Below are 16,149 nucleotides of genomic sequence, written 5' to 3'. Positions count from 1 at the left end.
TTCGGAAGGATCGGGGTCAGCCGATGTAGGACATGACGTGCTTGATGCGGGTGTAGTCGTCGAACCCGTACTGGGACAGGTCCTTGCCGTAGCCGGAGTGCTTGAAGCCGCCGTGCGGCATCTCGGCGACGATCGGGATGTGGGTGTTGATCCACACGCACCCGAAGTCCAGGTCACGGGCGAAGCGCATCGCCCGCGAGTGGTCGGTCGTCCACACCGAGCTCGCGAGCCCGTACTCGACGTCGTTCGCGGCGCGCAGTGCTTCGTCCTCGGTCGTGAAGCGCTGCACGGTCTGCACGGGGCCGAAGACCTCTTGCTGCACGATGCGGTCGGTCTGGCGCAGGCCGGACACGATCGTGGCCTGGTGGAAGTAGCCGACGTCGCCCTGCCGCCCGCCGCCGAGCTCGATCGTGGCGTGGTCGGGCAGGGTGTCGACGAAGGACCGGACCTGGGCGAGCTGGTTCGCGTTGTTCACCGGGCCGAAGTACGGGGTGGTCGTGTCGGCGCCGGTGGTCGCGGTCGCACGTGCCGAGGCGGCGAGCGCCGCCACGAACTCGTCGTGGACGCCGTCCTGCACGAGCACCCGGGTGGCGGCGGTGCAGTCCTGCCCGGCGTTGAAGAACCCCGCGGCGACGATGCCGGCGACGGCGGACGGGATGTCGGCGTCGTCGAACACGATCACCGGGGCCTTGCCGCCGAGCTCGAGGTGGGTGCGCTTCAGGTCGCCGGCAGCGGCGCGGGCGACCTCCATGCCGGCGCGGACCGACCCGGTGATGGACACGAGCTGCGGGGTGGGGTGGTCGATCATCGCGGCGCCGGTGGTGCGGTCGCCGACGACGACGTTGAGCACGCCGGGCGGCAGGAACTCGGCGGCGACCTCGGCGAGCAGCAGGGTGGAGAGCGGGGTGGTGTCGCTCGGCTTGAGCACGGTGGTGTTCCCCGCGGCGAGCGCCGGGGCGAACTTCCACACCGCCATGTTGAGCGGGTAGTTCCACGGGGTCACCTGGGCGACGACGCCGATGGGCTCGCGCCGGACGAACGAGGTGTGGTCAGCCATGTACTCGCCGGCGCTGCGGCCCTCGAGGTTGCGGGCGGCTCCGGCGAAGAAGCGGATCTGGTCGACGGACAGCAGGATCTCGTCCTCGACCAGGGTGGCCCGGGGCTTGCCGGTGTCGAGGGACTCGAGGTCGGCGAACTCCGATGCCCGCTGCTCCATGGCGTCCGCGATCCGGAACAGCGCGAGCTGCCGTTCGCCGGGGTCGTGCGGCGCCAGGTCGCGAAGGCGGTGCTCGCGCTGGTGAAGGCCGCGTCGACGTCGGCAGCCGTGGACACGGGGGACGTGCCGTAGACCTGCTCGGTGGTGGGGTCGACCAGGTCGAACCGGGTGTCCGCGCCCGACTCGACGAACGACCCACCGACGAAGTTGCGCACCTCGTGCGTCGTGGTCACCGTTTCCGTCGTGTCCAGCATGGCGGTGATCCTGACACGGATTCCGGCGGCGCGGAAGACGGATTCGGAGGTTGTGGAGAACCGTAACAACGGAAATCGTCGCGAAACACGGTGTTCACAACGGAATCCCTTGCGCGCTCCGAGCCTCGCTGCCATGCTGTCCGGCATGGCGGCAGCACCACGACGTCCGGGACCGATCGACGACACCTCGAAGCGGATCATCGAACAACTCCAGGCGGACGGCCGCCGTCCGTACGGCGAGATCGGCAAGGCCGTCGGTCTCAGCGAGGCGGCGGTCCGGCAGCGCGTCCAGAAGCTCACCGAGACCGGCGTCATGCAGATCGTCGCGGTCACCGACCCGATGCAGCTCGGCTTCCACCGGCAGGCGATGATCGGCATCCGGGTCAGCGGCGACACCCGAACAGTCGCCGATGCCCTCGAACAGCTGCCGGCGGTCGACTACCTCGTCATGACCGCCGGCAGCTTCGACCTGATGGTCGAGGTCGTCTGCGAGGACGACGACGACCTGATCGAACTGCTCAACGACACGATCCGGGCCATCCCGGGCGTCGCCGGCACCGAGACCTTCGTCTACCTGCAACTCCGCAAACAGCTCTACGACTGGGGAACGCGATGACCATCTCAGACCAGACGACCGGACAGCCCACGCGGCTCCACTCCTACGACCCGTTCGCCCCGGTCGACGACGCCGACCTGCAGCGGAAGTCCCGGGACCACCTGTGGATGCACTTCGCCCGACACGGCGCGAACCAAGCCGGTGCCGACGTGCCGATCATGGTGCGCGGCGAGGGCCACCACGTCTACGACAGCCACGGCAAGGGCTACATCGACGGGCTCTCCGGCCTGTTCGTCGTCGCCGCCGGCCACGGTCGGAAGCGCCTGGCCGAGATGGCCGCGAAGCAGGCGGAGACGCTGAGCTTCTTCCCGATCTGGTCCTACGCGCACCCGGCCGCCATCGAACTCGCCGACCGCCTGGCCGAGCACGCCCCCGGCGACCTCAACAAGGTCTTCTACTCGACGGGCGGCGGCGAAGCGGTGGAGACCGCCTTCAAGCTCGCGAAGTACTACTGGAAGCTCCAGGGCAAGCCCATGAAGCACAAGGTCATCTCGCGCGCGGTCGCCTACCACGGCACCCCGCAGGGTGCCCTGGCGATCACCGGCATCCCGGCGATGAAGCAGATGTTCGAGCCCCTGACGCCCGGTGGCTTCCGGGTGCCGAACACGAACTACTACCGCGCCGAGGAGATGGGCTTCCCGGGCGGCACCGAGGAGCAGTTCGGCTTCTGGGCGGCCGAGCGCATCCGCGAGATGATCGAGTTCGAGGGCCCCGACACCGTCGCGGCGGTGTTCCTCGAACCGGTGCAGAACTCCGGCGGCTGCTTCACCCCGCCGCCCGGGTACTTCCAGCGGGTGCGCGAGATCTGTGACGAGTACGACGTCCTGCTCGTCTCGGACGAGGTGATCTGCGCCTTCGGCCGGATCGGCACCATGTTCGCCTGCGACACCTACGACTTCGTGCCGGACATGATCACGTGCGCGAAGGCGATGACCTCGGGCTACTCCCCCATCGGCGCGACCATCATCAGCGACAAGCTCTTCGAGCCGTTCTCCAAGGGCGACACGACCTTCTACCACGGGTACACGTTCGGCGGGCACCCGGTGTCGGCCGCCGTCGCGATGGAGAACCTCGACATCTTCGAGGAAGAGGGCCTGCTCGCGAACGTGCGGCAGAACGCCCCGCTGTTCAAGGCCGAGCTCGACACCCTGAAGGACCTGCCGATCGTCGGTGACGTCCGCGGTGACGGCTACTTCTACGGCATCGAGCTCGTCAAGGACAAGGCCACCAAGACGACCTTCGACGACGACGAGTCCGAGCGGCTGCTGCGCGGGTTCCTGTCGAAGGCGCTGTTCGACGCCGGCCTGTACTGCCGGGCCGACGACCGTGGCGACCCGGTCGTGCAGCTCGCCCCGCCGTTGACCATCGGGCAGCCGGAGTTCCGCGAGATCACCTCGATCCTGCGGAGCGTCCTGTCCGAGGCCTCGTCGAAGATCTGATCGTGAGCGGCTACCGGGGCGTCTCGTTCTGGCTCGACCAGCTCGCGTCCACCGGACGCGACGACCTGGCGCCCCGGCCGCCGCTCGACGGCGACACGACCGCGGACGTCGCGATCGTCGGCGGTGGACTGACGGGTCTCTGGACCGCCTGGTACCTGCACCAGGCCGACCCGGGCCTCCAGATCGTCGTCCTGGAACGCGAGATCGCCGGGTTCGGCGCCTCCGGTCGCAACGGGGGCTGGTGCTCGGCGCTGTTCCCGCGATCCGCCGAGTCCGTCGCGCGCGAGCACGGCCGCGACGCCGCCCTCGCACTGCGCGCAGCGATGCGCGACACCGTCGACGAGGTCGGCCGCGCAGCGGCCGAAGCCGGGGTCGACTGCGACTACGTGAAGGGCGGCACCGTCCTCTACGCTCGGTCCGCCGTGCAGGAACGCGCGGCGCACGACGAGGTCGCCTCGTCGGCCGAGTGGGGCGACGCCATGTCGTGGCGCGCGGCCCGGCCGGCGACGCCGCCGGATCGGCGGGGGTCGCGTGGACCCCGGACTGTGCGCGCGTGCAGCCCGCAGCACTGGTGCGTGGCCTGGCGGCCGCCCTGGAGGCCCGGGGCGTCCGGATCGCGGAGCACACGCCCGCCTCGTCGTGGGATCACGGGCGTGTGGTCACGTCGCGTGGGACCGTCACGGCCGGCGCGGTCGTCATCGCGGTCGAGGGGTACGGCGCACAGCTCGAACAGACGAAGCGGCGGATCCTGCCGCTCTACTCGCTCATGATCGCCACGGCGCCGCTGCCCGCGGCGGTCTGGGACCGCATCGGCCTGGAGCACGGGCAGACGTTCTCCGACTACCGGCACCTGCTCGTGTACGGACAGCGCACGGCGGACGACCGACTGGCGTTCGGCGGACGCGGAGCCCGCTACCACTGGGGGTCCGCGATCACCCCGGCTACGACCGGGTACCGCGCGTGTTCGAGCACCTGCGGCGGTCCCTGGTGGAGTTGTTCCCAGCCGTCGCCGACGCCCCGATCACCCACACGTGGGGCGGCCCGCTCGGCGTGCCGCGCGACTGGTGCGCGTCCGTCACCTGGGACGGGCACGTCGGCACCGCCGGCGGCTACGTCGGTGACGGACTCTCCACGACGAACCTGGCCGGGCGGACGCTCGCCGACCTCGTGCGCGGGGTCGCGTCGCCGCTCACCGCGCTGCCGTGGGTGAACCACCGCTCACCCGACTGGGAGCCCGAGCCGCTCCGGTTCCTCGGGGCGAACGCCGGGCTCGTGGCGACCGACCTGGCCGACCGCGAAGAAGCCCTGACCGGACGGCCGAGCCTGGCCGCGCGGCTGATGGCACCGTTGACCGGAGGCCACTGATGGTTGCACTCGATGCCGACGTCGTCGTGGTGGGGGCCGGGGTCGCCGGACTCGCCGCTGCCCGAGCACTCGCACTCGACGGCCAGCGGGTCGTCGTGCTCGAGGCCCGCGACCGGATCGGCGGCCGAACCTGGACCGACACCGCGCTCGACGTGCCCGTGGACCTCGGCGCCTCGTGGATCCACGGCGTCGACGGCAACCCGCTCTGGGCCCTGGCTCCCCGCTTCGGCATCGAGACCGTGGAGTTCACCGTCGGGAGTTTCCAGTTCGACGGCCGGCCGATCGCGTGGCACGGCCCTCCGGCGCACCGCTGTCCGCTGCGGAGGCGTCGGCGTTCGTCGCGGACCTGCACACCGTCGACGCGGCGCTCGACACCGTCGTCGCACACGCTCCACCGCCCTCGACGTACGCGGCCGCCGTCGACACCGTGCTGCGGTCCCTGCAGTGGCAGGGCGACCGGGCCGCGCGGGTCCGCGAGTACATGGCCCACCGCTCCGAGGACCTCTGCGGCGCACCCGTGACGGTCCTCGACGCCCGCGGCCTCGAAGAGGAACACGTCCCCGGCGACGAGGTGGTGTTCCCGCGCGGCTACGCCCAGTACGCCGCCCTGGCCGAGGGGCTCGACGTCCGGCTGTCCGCGGTCGTGCGGTCGGTGACGCAGTCCGCGACGGGTGTCGTGGTCGGACTCGCCGACGGTTCGTCGGTCACGGCGGACGACGTCGTCGTGACCGTGCCGCTCGGGGTGCTGCAGGCCGGCGACGTGACGTTCGACCCACCGCTCGCCGAGGCGGTCACCGGTGCGATGGGCCGGCTCGGGATGGGGGTCTACGACAAGGTGTTCCTGCGGTTCCCGGAGCGGTTCTGGGGTGATTCGTGGGTGGTCCGTCAGCAGGGGTCGGCCGGTGTCGACTGGCACTCCTGGTACGACATGTCCCGCGTGACCGGAGCGCCGGTACTGGCCGCACTGGTCGGCGGGACCGGGGCCCGGCGCCTCGAGACCCTGCCGGACGCCATGATCGTGGAAGAGGGCATCGGCGGCCTGCGTCGGATGTTCGGCCTGTCGGTCCCGGACCCCGAGGCGTTCCGGATCACCCGGTGGGCCGACGACCCGTTCGCACGCGGCTCCTACTCGTACCTGCACGTCGGGGCGTCACCGGACGACCACGACCTGCTCGGAGCGCCGTCCGGCCGGGTGCAACTCGCTGGCGAGGCCACGTGGGGCGACGACCCGGCGACCGTGCACGGCGCGCTGCTGTCCGGACTGCGGGCGGCCGGGCGGTTGCTCGGCTCCGAGGTCGACCCGCTCGTGCTCGCGACGCCCGTCAGCGGCTGATCGGCTCAGTCGAACGCGGGGGTGTCGACCGAGCACGTCACGGGCTCACCCGCGGCAGCGGTCTCCGTGGCGATCTCGCGCTTGCCGTCGAGCAGGATCCGGCACGTCGCCGTCGCACCCCGCGCCGGGGTCGCCCGGACCGAGGCACGTTGCTCGGCGAGGACGATCGACTCGTGCTCCCAGGTGCCCGTCTCCTGCGTGCCCGTCTTCTGGGTGCCCGTCTCCTGCGTGCCGAGCCGGTGCACCTCGGGGGCGTCGCCGCGCTGCTCGGCACCCTCGACGCGGACGTCGGACAGTTCCGACCCGGCCGGCCCGTCGACCTGCACCTGGTACGTGACCGCCCAGGCGTCGCCCGTCTGCTGCTGGATGAAGGAGCAGCCGGTCGCGGTGAGGGCCAGGCCCCCGGCGAGCACGGCGGCGGCCACGAGACGGACGGGGTGGTGGATGCGTTCGGTCATGGCTCCAGCCTCGACCGGTGCCGACCCGGTGTCGTCCGCCGCTCGGTGCGGCGTCCTGCACCTCCGGGGCGACCCCGCGTCCGTCGAGCGGTGGACACGACGGACCGACGCGCCGCTGCGGGTCACCTCCGCGCGCAGCCGGTGCGCGACACTCACACCGTGACCCCGACCAGGACCCGCCACCGCCACGAGCACCGCGCGCCGGTGGCGATCGCCGTCCTGGTGAACCTCGGGCTCAGCCTGTTCCTGCCGAGCGAGGTGCTGTTCTTCCCGTCGTGGGTGGTCCCGGTGCTCGGCGTCCTGCTGCTGATCCCGCTCGTCGTCTTCAACCCGCGACGACTGACCCGCGAGACGACCTGGTCGCGGTGGGTGTCCTTCTCGCTGGCGATCCTGCTCACCGTCGCGAACCAGCTGACCGTGGTCCGGACGATCGAGCTGCTCCTCGGTGGCCACGCGGACGGCGGTGCCGTGCTGCTCACCGCCCTGCAGGTGTGGGTGAGCACGATCATCGCGTTCGGGCTCGTGTACTGGGAGCTCGACCGGGGCGGGCCGGTGGCTCGTCGTCGTCCCGAGCTGTGGACGAGTGACGAGGCCGACTTCCAGTTCCCCCAGGAGACCGACCCGAAGACCGCCGCATGGCGTCCGGTCTACCTCGACTACCTCTACGTCGCGATGACGAACATGGTGGCGTTCAGCCCGACCGACACCATGCCGATGACCGTGCGCGCGAAGATGATCATGGCCTACCAGGCACTCGGGGGGTTCATCCTGCTGGCCCTGGTCATCTCGCGCGCGGTCAACATCATCAGCTGACCAGCGCCTCGGACGCGTCCCAGAGCCGTGCTGCGTCCTCCGTCCGGAGCATCGGAGCCCACGGTGCCCGACGTCCGGCCGTGCCCCCGAGCTGGCCGATGCCGGTCGGCCCGGCGAACCCGCCGTCGAGGTCCGGAGCCGTGGCCGCGAGCAGAGCCGGCTCCGCAGCCGTGGCCGGTGTCCCCACGAGGAGCCCGCGCGCCGACAGCCACCGGATCACCCGGACCTGCGGGGTGTCGCCGCCGCGGCCGATCTCCGGGCGGGCGGCGAGCAGGCTCGTCGGGGCGACGCCCGGGTGACTGACCGCACTCGTGACACCCCACCCTCTGGAGCGGCTCCTCCGACCGAGTTCGAGGGCGAAGAGGGCGCACGCGAGCTTCGACTGCGCGTACGCCCGCATGCCGTCGTAGTCCCGCTCGGACTGCAGGTCGTCCCAACGGATCGACGCACGCCGCGCCGCCACGCTCGTCTGCATCACGACCCGGCCGCTCGCTGCTCGGAGCAGGGGCAGCACTCCGCCGACGAGCGCCACGTGGCCGAGGTGGTTCGTGCCGAACTGCAGCTCGAAGCCGTCCTCCGTGGTCCCGCGTTCCGGCGGGGTCATCACGCCGGCGTTCCCCACGAACACGTCGATCGGCGTTCCGTCGGCCCGCAACCGGTCACCGAGCGCCCCGATCGAGGTGAGCGAGGACAGGTCGAGGTCCTCGAGCACGACCGACGCCGCCGGGTGCCGCTCGCTGATCCGGGCCGCCGCCGTCGCCCCTTGCCGCGGTTCCGCACGGGCATGACGACCTCGGCTCCGGCTCCGGCGAACCGGGCGGCGATCTCCAGCCCGATGCCGTCGCTCGCGCCGGTCACCAGGACCCTCCGACCCGTGAGGTCCGGGAGGGGCAGCTGCTCGGTCCGTGCCATGGTTCGCCTCTTTCGTCGTGGACGCCGGGGACGACGCTCACGACGATCGTCCCCGCCCTCCGCCTCCGCAACCACGGCCTGATGATCCGTGGATACGCCGTCGTGTCCGGGAGAAGATGGGGCCGTGATCGACCGAGCATCCCTGGCGGACTTCCTCCGCGGGCGTCGCGCTGCACTCCAGCCCGAGGACGTCGGCCTCGCGCGCGGGCAACGGCGCCGCACGACCGGACTGCGCCGCGAGGAAGCGGCCCTGCTGAGCAACATGTCCGTCGACTACTACGCGCGGTTGGAGCGAGAGCGCGGCCCGCAGCCGTCCGACCAGATGCTCGCGTCCATCGCGCAGGGACTGCGGCCACGATCGCGGAGCGCGACCACCTCTTCCGCCTCGCCGGACACGAGCCACCAGCGGCCGCCTCCGGAGGGGACCACGTCAGCCCGGGGATGATGCGCATCTTCGACCGGCTCGCCGACAGCCCCGCCGAGATCGTCACCGAGCTGGGCGAGACACTGCAACAGACGCCGCTCGCCGTCGAGCTGACCGGTGACGCGCGCGGCCGCCGAGGCGACGACCGGAGCATCGGCTACCGGTGGTTCGCCGCTCCCGGTCCCGCGACGTGCACCCGGTCGAGGACCACGCGTTCCTGTCTCGGATGTACGCCTCGGGGCTCCGGGGCGTCCTCGCACGCCGAGGCCCCGGTTCCCGAGCAGCGCCTGGCCGACCACCTGCTCGGGACGAGTGCGGAGTTCCGCGACGTCTGGGCACGTCGCGAGGTCGGCGTGCGACCCCGTGACGTGAAGCGGTACCGCCACCCGGAGGTCGGCCTGCTCACGCTGCAGTGTCAGGTGCTGAACGACCCCGAGAGTTCCCAGACGCTGCTGGTCCACACCGCGGAGCCCGGCAGCGAGAGCGCGGAGCGGCTCCGGCTGCTGTCCGTGATCGGCGCGACGAGCACGCAGCGCTGACCGCCGGGCCGTCAGGAGCCGTGTGCCTCCTCTGACACCGGCTGCCACTCGCGCCAGGTCGCCAGGCGGGACTCGTAGTCCTGCTCGGCGATGCCGAGCGGCGCCTTGCCGAAGAAGACGCGCAGGGCGGCTGCTCGGCGTCGACGACCTTCAGGATCGCCGAGCGGGTCGCTTCGGGCTTGCCGGGGTCGGCGGCCGACGGGCGCTTCGACGCGGCTTCGCGGACGTCGGCGTACGCGGCGATCTGGTCGCTCTTCTTCGACGACGGCCCGGACCAGTCGGTCGAGAAGCCGCCCGGCTCGATGAGCGTCACGTGGATGCCGAAGCCGGCGACCTCCTGCGACAGGGACTGCGACAGCCCCTCGAGCGCCCACTTCGATGCGTGGTAGGCGCCGACCGTCGGGAACGCGCTGATCCCGCCGATGCTCGACACCTGGATGACGTGCCCGGAGCCCTGCTCGCGCATGATCGGCAGCGCGGCCTGGGTCACCCAGAGCGCACCGAACAGGTTCGTCTCGAGCTGGGCGCGGACCTCGTCCTCGGTGAGTTCCTCGACCATGCCGAAGTGGCCGTAGCCGGCGTTGTTCACGACGACGTCGAGTGAGCCGAAGTGCTCCGCCGCACGCTGCACGGCCGCGAAGTCCGCGGCACGGTCGGTCACGTCGAGCTGCAGTCCGAGGAACGTGTCCGGGTACTGGTCGACGAGTGCCTGCACGTCGTCGGTGTTGCGGGCCGTGCCGGCGACGGAGTCTCCACGTTGGAGCGCGGCTTCCGCCCACTCGCGGCCGAAGCCCTTCGACGCTCCGGTGATGAACCAGGTCTTGCTCATGCTGTCTCCTCCTGAGATCTGACGCGATCAGGCAACGCTCCGCGCCCCAGTGGCACCTGGAGGTCCGGGTGACGGACGCGGCAAGCGGACACCGGTGCACCGTGCTCAGGGCCGCGGTGCCGCGAACTCCAGGTTGACGTCGTCGGGGTCCTGCACGGACAGGATCACCAGGCCGAACGGCGGCAGGTCGGTGACGTCGCCGTGTTCGATGCCGGCGGCGTCCAGTCGCTCGACGGCGGCGTGCAGGTCGTCGACGGACCCGACGCGGAACGACACGTGGTCGAGGCCGACTCGGTCGGGATCGAACCGGTCCTCGGCTGGGGCGACTGGTCGCAGGCCGAGCGTCTGCCCGCCGAGGGTGAACGAGCACCCACCGTAGGTCCGCCACGGGTCGTCGTGGATCGTCGGGTCGTCGATCTGGTCGCTGAAGTCGCTGCCGGGCGGCATGCCGAACAGCTGCTCGTAGAAGGCCTTGCTGCGGCGGATGTCGGTGACCGTGAGGCGCACGTGCGAGAAGCCGAGCGGCGTGACGATGGGTTCGCTCATCACCCCACCCAACTCCACCTGGGCCTTGCGCTCATTGACCATGCGATCAACAATGGCGGGATGGACGTCCTCATCGCTCCCCCGCACCCGTCTCCGCTGCACCAGGACACCGGCACCCCCCGCCGCTCGACCCGCGTCGCCCTCGTGCAGGTGCGTTGGCTCGCGGACCCCGCTGCCCACCGCGCACAACTCGCCGACGGCATCGCCACCGCCGCGGCCAACGGCGCCGCGGCGGTGTTCCTGCCCGAGCTCACCCTGCGCCGCTACCCCGGCGACACCCCGGCCAGTGGTGTCCCGAAGGACCTCGCCGAGTCACTCGAGGACGGCCCGACGGTCACCTTCGCCCGCGCACAGGCGATCGAGCACGGGGTCTTCGTGCACGCCTCGCTGTACGAGCGACCTGCCGACGACGACCACCCCGACGACCCCCGCGGCCACAACACCGCTGTCCTCGTCGCCCCCGACGGCGCCCTGGTCGGCCGGACCCGCAAGACCCACATCCCGATCAGCGCCGGCTACCACGAGGACACGTACTTCCGCCCGGGGACGGACGACGACGCCTTCCCGGTGTACGAGCCGGCGGGACTCGGCGCACGCCTCGGGCTGCCGACCTGCTGGGACGAGTGGTTCCCCGAGGTCGCCCGATCCTACGGCCTCGCCGGGTCCGAGGTCCTGGTGTACCCGACGGCGATCGGCTCCGAACCGACCTTCCCGGACTTCGACACCGCCCCGATCTGGCGGCAGGTCATCGTCGCGAACGGCATCACCGCCGGCCAGTTCATGGTCGTCCCGAACCGCTGGGGCGACGAGGGCGACATCACGTTCTACGGGTCGTCGTTCATCTCGGACCCGTTCGGCCGCGTGCTCGCCGAGGCACCCCGTGACGCCGACGCGGTGCTCGTGGCGGACCTCGACCTCGAGGCCCGGACGGAGTGGCTCCGACTGTTCCCCTTCTACGTGACCCGTCGCCCGGACCTCTACGCGGGGCTCGTCGCCCCGGTCGACGAGGACCGTCACGCGTACGGCGCACGCGACGCGATCGACGCGGCCATCGGGGTGGCGGCGACCGACGCCGGACCGGAGGCGCGCGCATGACGTGGGTGATGCCTCCCGAGACGGCTCCGCAGGAACGCACCTGGATGGCGTTCCCGCGCCCCGGCCTGACGCTCGGTGACGACGCGGCGAGCGCCGAGGCGGCGCGACGGACGTGGGCGACCACCGCCAACACGATCAGCGAGCACCAGCCCGTCACGATCGTCGTGGACCCGGTCGCGCGAGCCGACGCTCGTCGCCTGCTGTCGACGGCGGTCAAGGTGCTCGAAGCGCCCCTCGACGACTTCTGGATGCGCGACATCGGGCCGACGTTCGTCGTCGACGACGTGACCGGCGAGCTCGGCGCCGTGGACTGGGTCTTCAACGGCTGGGGCGCGAACCCCTGGTCGACGTGGACCCGTGACGCCGAGGTCGCCGCCACCGTCGCGGCCGCCGCCGGTGCACGGCGGATCCCGTCGCTGCTCGTGAACGAGGGCGGCGCGATCCACGTCGACGGTACGGGCACGGTCCTGGTGACGGAGACCGTGCAGCTCGATCCGCGACGGAACCCGTACGCCGACCGCGAGCGCGTCGAACTCGAGCTGGCCCGGACGATCGGCGCGACGGACGTGGTCTGGCTGCCCCGCGGCCTGACCCGTGACTACGACGGGTTCGGGACCCGGGGCCACGTCGACATGGTCGCGACGTTCGCGGGCGCGCCGAGCGGCACCAGCGCCACCAGCGACATCAGCGACACCAGCGACATCAGCGACACCAGCGCCACCACGACCTCCCGCACCGTCCTGCTGCACGCGCAGCCCGACGCCGGCCACCCGGACCACCTGGTGATGCCGCAGATCCGTCGGGCGCTCGAGCAGGCCACGGACGCGACCATCGTCGAACTGCCGGCCCCGTCGACCCTGACCGACGACGACGGCCCGGTCGACTGGAACTACGTCAACCACGTGGTGGTGAACGGCGCCGTGATCGCCTGCGCGTTCGGTGACGCCGTCGCCGACGACCGCGCCCGCGGCATCCTCGCCGACGTGTACCCGGGTCGTCAGGTGCGTTCGATCGACGCTCGTCCGGTCTTCGCGCGCGGCGGCGGCCTGCACTGCATCACGCAGCAACAGCCGGCGGTCTGATCCATCGCCGCGGTGTACAGCGACTGCCCGACGTCTGTACACCGCGGCCGGTCCACCGAGCACTCGCACATCGGTATGTTGCTCCGAACCAGTCCGGGCGACGCTGCCCAGCCCAGCTCCGGCGCTGCCCACCCCCGACCCAGCAGGAAGTCAACGCACATGGCATCACCGACCGCGGTCCCCGCACCGACAGCACCGGCAACGCCTGCGCGCGGCGGTTCCCTGAAGCGGAGCCTCGGACTCTGGGCGATCGTCGGCCTGGGCCTCGGCTACATGACCCCGACGGTGGTGTTCGACACCTTCGGCATCGTCTCCGGGCAGACCGACGGCGCCGTGCCGAGCGCGTACCTGATCGCGCTGGTCATCATGGCCCTGACGGCGATCAGCTACGGGAAGATGGTCCGGGTCTACCCGGCGGCCGGCTCGGCCTACACGTACGTGCGGGAGTCGATGCACCCGAACCTCGGGTTCATGGTCGGTTGGGCGTCTCTGCTCGACTACCTGCTGCTGCCGATGGTGAACGCCCTGATCATCCGGCTCTACCTGGAGCAGGTGTTCCCGGCGCTGCCGTCGTGGGTGACGGTCGTCGTCTACACGGTGTTCGTGACGACGGTGATCTGCCTGTCGATGCGCGGCACGTCGAACCTCAACATGGTGCTGCTCATCGGCGCGATCCTGGCGATGATCGCGTTCGTGGTCTTCACCGTCATCGAACTCGTCCACGGTGCCGGCGCCGGCACGATCGCGAGCACCGAGCCGTTCGTGCACGACGGTGTGACGATGTCCGCCCTGCTCACCGGTGCGACGGTGGTCTGCTTCTCGTTCATCGGCTTCGACGCCGTGACGATGTACACGGAAGAGGCGAAGTCGATCCGGATCATGCCGAAGGCGATCATGCTGACGGTGCTGCTCGGCGGCGCGATCTTCCTGGTGTCCGCGTACTTCGCGCAGCTGCGGTTCCCGACGAACACCCCGTTCGGCGAGTTCACCGACGACCCGCTCCCCCAGATCGGCCTGCTCGTCGGTGGCCCGGTGTTCCAGGCGGTCCTGGTGTCGGCCGGCTTCGTCGCTGCGCTGGCGTCGGGGCTCGCCTCGCACGCGAGTGTCGCCCGCATGCTCATGGTGATGGGCCGGAACAACGTCCTGCCGAAGCGGGTGTTCGGCTACGTCAACCCGCGCACGCACACCCCGGTGTTCAACGTCGTGTTCGTCGGCGCGGTCACGCTGCTCGCGATGAGCTTCTCACTCGACACCATCTCGTCGTACATCAACTTCGGCGCGCTCGTGGCCTTCACCTTCGTCAACGCGAGCGTCATCGTGCACTTCGCCGTCCGGCAGGGCCGTCGCCACACCGCGGGTGACCGGTGGAAGTACATCGTCCTGCCCGGCCTCGCGATGGTGCTGACGGGGGTGCTCTGGTCGCAGCTCCACGCCGACGCGCTGATCGCAGGAGGAGTGTGGGCCGCGATCGGCTTCGCCTACCTGCTCGTCATCACGAAGGGCTTCCGGGTGCTGCCGAAGAGCTTCGACGAGAACCAGCCCGTCACGGGTGTGAACAAGCAGCTGACCGACCAGGCCTGACCCACCACGAGAGGACGCCATGTACGCCGTCACCGACCCCACCACGGGCACGACCCTCGAGACGTTCCCGACCATCACCGACGACGAGCTCCGTGCGGCGATCGCTGTCGCGGACCGCGCCCACCGCGAGCGCAGCAGCACCGTCGCGGACCGCGCGGCCCTGCTCCACCGCGTCGCGGACCTGTACCGGGAGCGTCACGCCGACCTCGCCGCCACGATCGTGCGCGAGATGGCGAAGCCGATCGACCAGGCGGAGGGCGAGGTGGACTTCTGCGCCGACATCTACGACTACTACGCCGACCACGCCGAGGAGTTCCTCGCCGACCAGCCGATCACCCTGGCCGACGGCTCCGAGGGCAGCGCCTTCATCCGGAAGTCGTCGATCGGCGTCCTGCTCGGCATCATGCCGTGGAACTTCCCCGCCTACCAGATCGCCCGGTTCGCCGGTCCGAACCTGCTCATCGGCAACACGGTCCTGCTCAAGCACGCACCGCAGTGCCCCGAGTCGGCCCTGGCGATCGAGCGGATCTTCCGCGACGCCGGGTTCCCCGAGGGCGCGTACACGAACGTCTTCGCGACGAACGACCAGGCCGCCGACGTCATCGCCGACCCACGCGTGCAGGGCGTCTCGCTGACCGGGTCCGCCCGCGCCGGTGCCGCCGTCGCCGAGATCGCCGGCCGGAACCTCACGAAGGTCGTGCTCGAGCTCGGTGGGTCGGACCCCTTCATCGTGCTGTCCACCGACGACCTCGACTCCGTGGTCGAGTCGGCCGTCACCACCCGCCTCGAGGGCAACGGGCAGGTCTGCAATGCCCCGAAGCGCTTCCTGGTGGTGGACGACCTGTACGACGACTTCCTGGCGAAGTTCACGACGGCCATGTCGGCGGTCTCGCCGACCGACCCGTCCGTGCCCGGCGCCGAGCTCGGGCCGCTGTCGTCCCCGACCGCCGCGGACCGGCTGCAGGAGCAGCTCGCGTCCGCCGTCGCGCAGGGAGCGACGGTCGTCACGGGCGGCGACCGCCGGGGCAACGCCTTCGTGCCGACGATCCTGACCGACGTCACGCCGGACAACGACGCGTACCGCGAGGAGTTCTTCGGCCCCGTCGCCGCCGTGTACCGGGTCGCCGACGAGGACGCCGCCGTCGCACTCGCCAACGACACCCCGTACGGCCTCGGCTCGTACCTGTTCACGACCGACGCCGACCAGGCGCTCCGCGTCGCGGACCGGCTCGAGGCCGGCATGGTCTACGTCAACATCGTCGGCGCGGACAGCCCCGAACTGCCGTTCGGCGGCGTCAAGGCGAGCGGCTTCGGCCGCGAGCTCGGCCCCCTGGGGGCCGACGAGTTCGTCAACAAGAAGCTGATCCGCATCGGCTGACGGACGCTCTGGACCCGGCTCCACGACGGACGGGAGGCACGGTGCCAGCTGGCACCGCGCCTCCCGTCCGCTCGTCGGTCGCCGCTACTGCTGCGGGTCGGCGGGCTCGCCGCCGGAGTCCGTGTCGCTGTCCTGCTCCGGGTCCTTCGTGGCGTCGCCGGAGGGCGACCCGTCGGGCAGGTCCTCGGTGTACTGCGCTTCGGCCTCGCTGGGGTCGCTGGATCCGTTCGCCGTCGTGTCGCTCATGGCCCGGACGCTACGCGCGGTCG

The 16,149-nt window shown here is 71.1% G+C and carries 15 protein-coding genes and 5 pseudogenes; 13 read left to right on the top strand and 7 right to left on the bottom strand.

From position 1 onward, the window contains the following. Nucleotides 1-16 precede the first annotated feature (16 nt). Nucleotides 17-1,470, bottom strand: a pseudogene (locus tag ACZZ0J_RS12815) (aminobutyraldehyde dehydrogenase). 133 nt (nt 1,471-1,603) lie between these two features. On the opposite strand from ACZZ0J_RS12815, the gene ACZZ0J_RS12810 reads away from it, so the two are divergent. The 6 genes and pseudogenes from ACZZ0J_RS12810 (at nt 1,604) to ACZZ0J_RS12785 (ending at nt 6,223) form a co-directional block, all read left to right on the top strand. After that, nucleotides 1,604-2,086: an Lrp/AsnC family transcriptional regulator gene (locus ACZZ0J_RS12810; protein WP_463437207.1), complete on the top strand. Its 483-nt coding sequence runs from the start codon at nt 1,604-1,606 to the stop codon at nt 2,084-2,086. Between the two features lie 107 nt (nt 2,087-2,193). Continuing rightward, the gene (locus ACZZ0J_RS12805) at nt 2,194-3,525 is read left to right on the top strand and encodes an aspartate aminotransferase family protein (RefSeq protein WP_248704888.1); all 1,332 of its coding nucleotides are present in this window, start codon (nt 2,194-2,196) and stop codon (nt 3,523-3,525) included. A gap of 2 nt (nt 3,526-3,527) precedes the next feature. Further along, nucleotides 3,528-4,408: pseudogene (locus ACZZ0J_RS12800) on the top strand (NAD(P)/FAD-dependent oxidoreductase); the annotation flags it as partial. 77 nt (nt 4,409-4,485) lie between these two features. Beyond that, complete coding sequence (locus ACZZ0J_RS12795) at nt 4,486-4,890, top strand: hypothetical protein (RefSeq protein WP_463438248.1); 405 nt, start codon at nt 4,486-4,488, stop codon at nt 4,888-4,890. Next, nucleotides 4,890-5,078: pseudogene (locus tag ACZZ0J_RS12790) on the top strand (FAD-dependent oxidoreductase); the annotation flags it as partial. The gene ACZZ0J_RS12795 and the pseudogene ACZZ0J_RS12790, both read left to right, overlap by 1 nt. Nucleotides 5,079-5,176: 98 nt before the next feature. After that, a complete protein-coding gene (locus tag ACZZ0J_RS12785) occupies nt 5,177-6,223 on the top strand; it encodes a flavin monoamine oxidase family protein (RefSeq protein WP_463437206.1) in 1,047 nt (348 codons plus the stop codon). 5 nt (nt 6,224-6,228) lie between these two features. On the opposite strand, the gene ACZZ0J_RS12780 is transcribed toward ACZZ0J_RS12785, so the two are convergent. After that, the gene (locus ACZZ0J_RS12780) at nt 6,229-6,681 is read right to left on the bottom strand and encodes a hypothetical protein (protein ID WP_463437205.1); all 453 of its coding nucleotides are present in this window, start codon (nt 6,679-6,681) and stop codon (nt 6,229-6,231) included. Between the two features lie 159 nt (nt 6,682-6,840). On the opposite strand from ACZZ0J_RS12780, the gene ACZZ0J_RS12775 reads away from it, so the two are divergent. Further along, entirely contained in the window at nt 6,841-7,494 is a 654-nt protein-coding gene (locus ACZZ0J_RS12775; RefSeq protein ID WP_463437204.1) for a hypothetical protein, read from the top strand. On the opposite strand, the gene ACZZ0J_RS12770 is transcribed toward ACZZ0J_RS12775, so the two are convergent. Together ACZZ0J_RS12770 and ACZZ0J_RS12765 are read right to left on the bottom strand one after the other, a co-directional pair. Further along, nucleotides 7,487-8,236: an SDR family oxidoreductase gene (locus tag ACZZ0J_RS12770; protein WP_463438183.1), complete on the bottom strand. Its 750-nt coding sequence runs from the start codon at nt 8,234-8,236 to the stop codon at nt 7,487-7,489. The genes ACZZ0J_RS12775 and ACZZ0J_RS12770 overlap by 8 nt on opposite strands. A gap of 71 nt (nt 8,237-8,307) precedes the next feature. After that, a pseudogene (locus ACZZ0J_RS12765) lies at nt 8,308-8,406 on the bottom strand (short chain dehydrogenase); the annotation flags it as partial. Nucleotides 8,407-8,530: 124 nt separating this feature from the next. On the opposite strand from ACZZ0J_RS12765, the gene ACZZ0J_RS12760 reads away from it, so the two are divergent. Both ACZZ0J_RS12760 and ACZZ0J_RS12755 read left to right on the top strand, forming a co-directional pair. Then, nucleotides 8,531-8,851, top strand: a complete 321-nt coding sequence (locus ACZZ0J_RS12760; protein WP_463437203.1) for a helix-turn-helix domain-containing protein — start codon at nt 8,531-8,533, stop codon at nt 8,849-8,851. Further along, on the top strand, nt 8,851-9,369 hold the full coding sequence (locus ACZZ0J_RS12755) for an MmyB family transcriptional regulator (RefSeq protein WP_463437202.1): 519 nt from the start codon (nt 8,851-8,853) through the stop codon (nt 9,367-9,369). The genes ACZZ0J_RS12760 and ACZZ0J_RS12755 overlap by 1 nt, the downstream gene beginning before the upstream one ends. A 184-nt stretch (nt 9,370-9,553) precedes the next feature. Here the strand turns inward: ACZZ0J_RS12755 and ACZZ0J_RS12750 are convergent. Both ACZZ0J_RS12750 and ACZZ0J_RS12745 read right to left on the bottom strand, forming a co-directional pair. Then, nucleotides 9,554-10,198, bottom strand: a pseudogene (locus ACZZ0J_RS12750) (SDR family NAD(P)-dependent oxidoreductase); the annotation flags it as partial. Between the two features lie 105 nt (nt 10,199-10,303). Next, nucleotides 10,304-10,744 carry a VOC family protein gene (locus tag ACZZ0J_RS12745; RefSeq protein WP_463437201.1) on the bottom strand — a complete coding sequence of 147 codons (441 nt, stop codon included), beginning with the start codon at nt 10,742-10,744 and terminating at the stop codon, nt 10,304-10,306. Nucleotides 10,745-10,804: 60 nt separating this feature from the next. On the opposite strand from ACZZ0J_RS12745, the gene ACZZ0J_RS12740 reads away from it, so the two are divergent. The 4 genes from ACZZ0J_RS12740 (at nt 10,805) to ACZZ0J_RS12725 (ending at nt 15,880) form a co-directional block, all read left to right on the top strand. Then, the gene (locus tag ACZZ0J_RS12740; RefSeq protein WP_463437200.1) at nt 10,805-11,839 is read left to right on the top strand and encodes a nitrilase-related carbon-nitrogen hydrolase; all 1,035 of its coding nucleotides are present in this window, start codon (nt 10,805-10,807) and stop codon (nt 11,837-11,839) included. Continuing rightward, nucleotides 11,836-12,921: an agmatine deiminase family protein gene (locus tag ACZZ0J_RS12735; protein WP_463437199.1), complete on the top strand. Its 1,086-nt coding sequence runs from the start codon at nt 11,836-11,838 to the stop codon at nt 12,919-12,921. Before ACZZ0J_RS12740 ends, ACZZ0J_RS12735 begins: the two co-directional genes overlap by 4 nt. 159 nt (nt 12,922-13,080) lie before the next feature. Then, entirely contained in the window at nt 13,081-14,502 is a 1,422-nt protein-coding gene (locus ACZZ0J_RS12730; RefSeq protein ID WP_111083706.1) for an APC family permease, read from the top strand. 19 nt (nt 14,503-14,521) lie between these two features. After that, nucleotides 14,522-15,880 (top strand): NAD-dependent succinate-semialdehyde dehydrogenase, encoded by a 1,359-nt coding sequence (locus ACZZ0J_RS12725; protein ID WP_463437198.1) that lies wholly within the window; start codon nt 14,522-14,524, stop codon nt 15,878-15,880. An 84-nt stretch (nt 15,881-15,964) separates the two neighbouring features. On the opposite strand, the gene ACZZ0J_RS12720 is transcribed toward ACZZ0J_RS12725, so the two are convergent. Continuing rightward, complete coding sequence (locus ACZZ0J_RS12720; RefSeq protein ID WP_194647222.1) at nt 15,965-16,126, bottom strand: hypothetical protein; 162 nt, start codon at nt 16,124-16,126, stop codon at nt 15,965-15,967. Nucleotides 16,127-16,149: the final 23 nt, after the last annotated feature.

It is taken from the genome of Curtobacterium sp. AC272, assembly GCF_979258155.1.
Note: the sequence above shows the minus strand (reverse complement) of the source record. Positions and strands in the feature narration are given on the sequence as shown.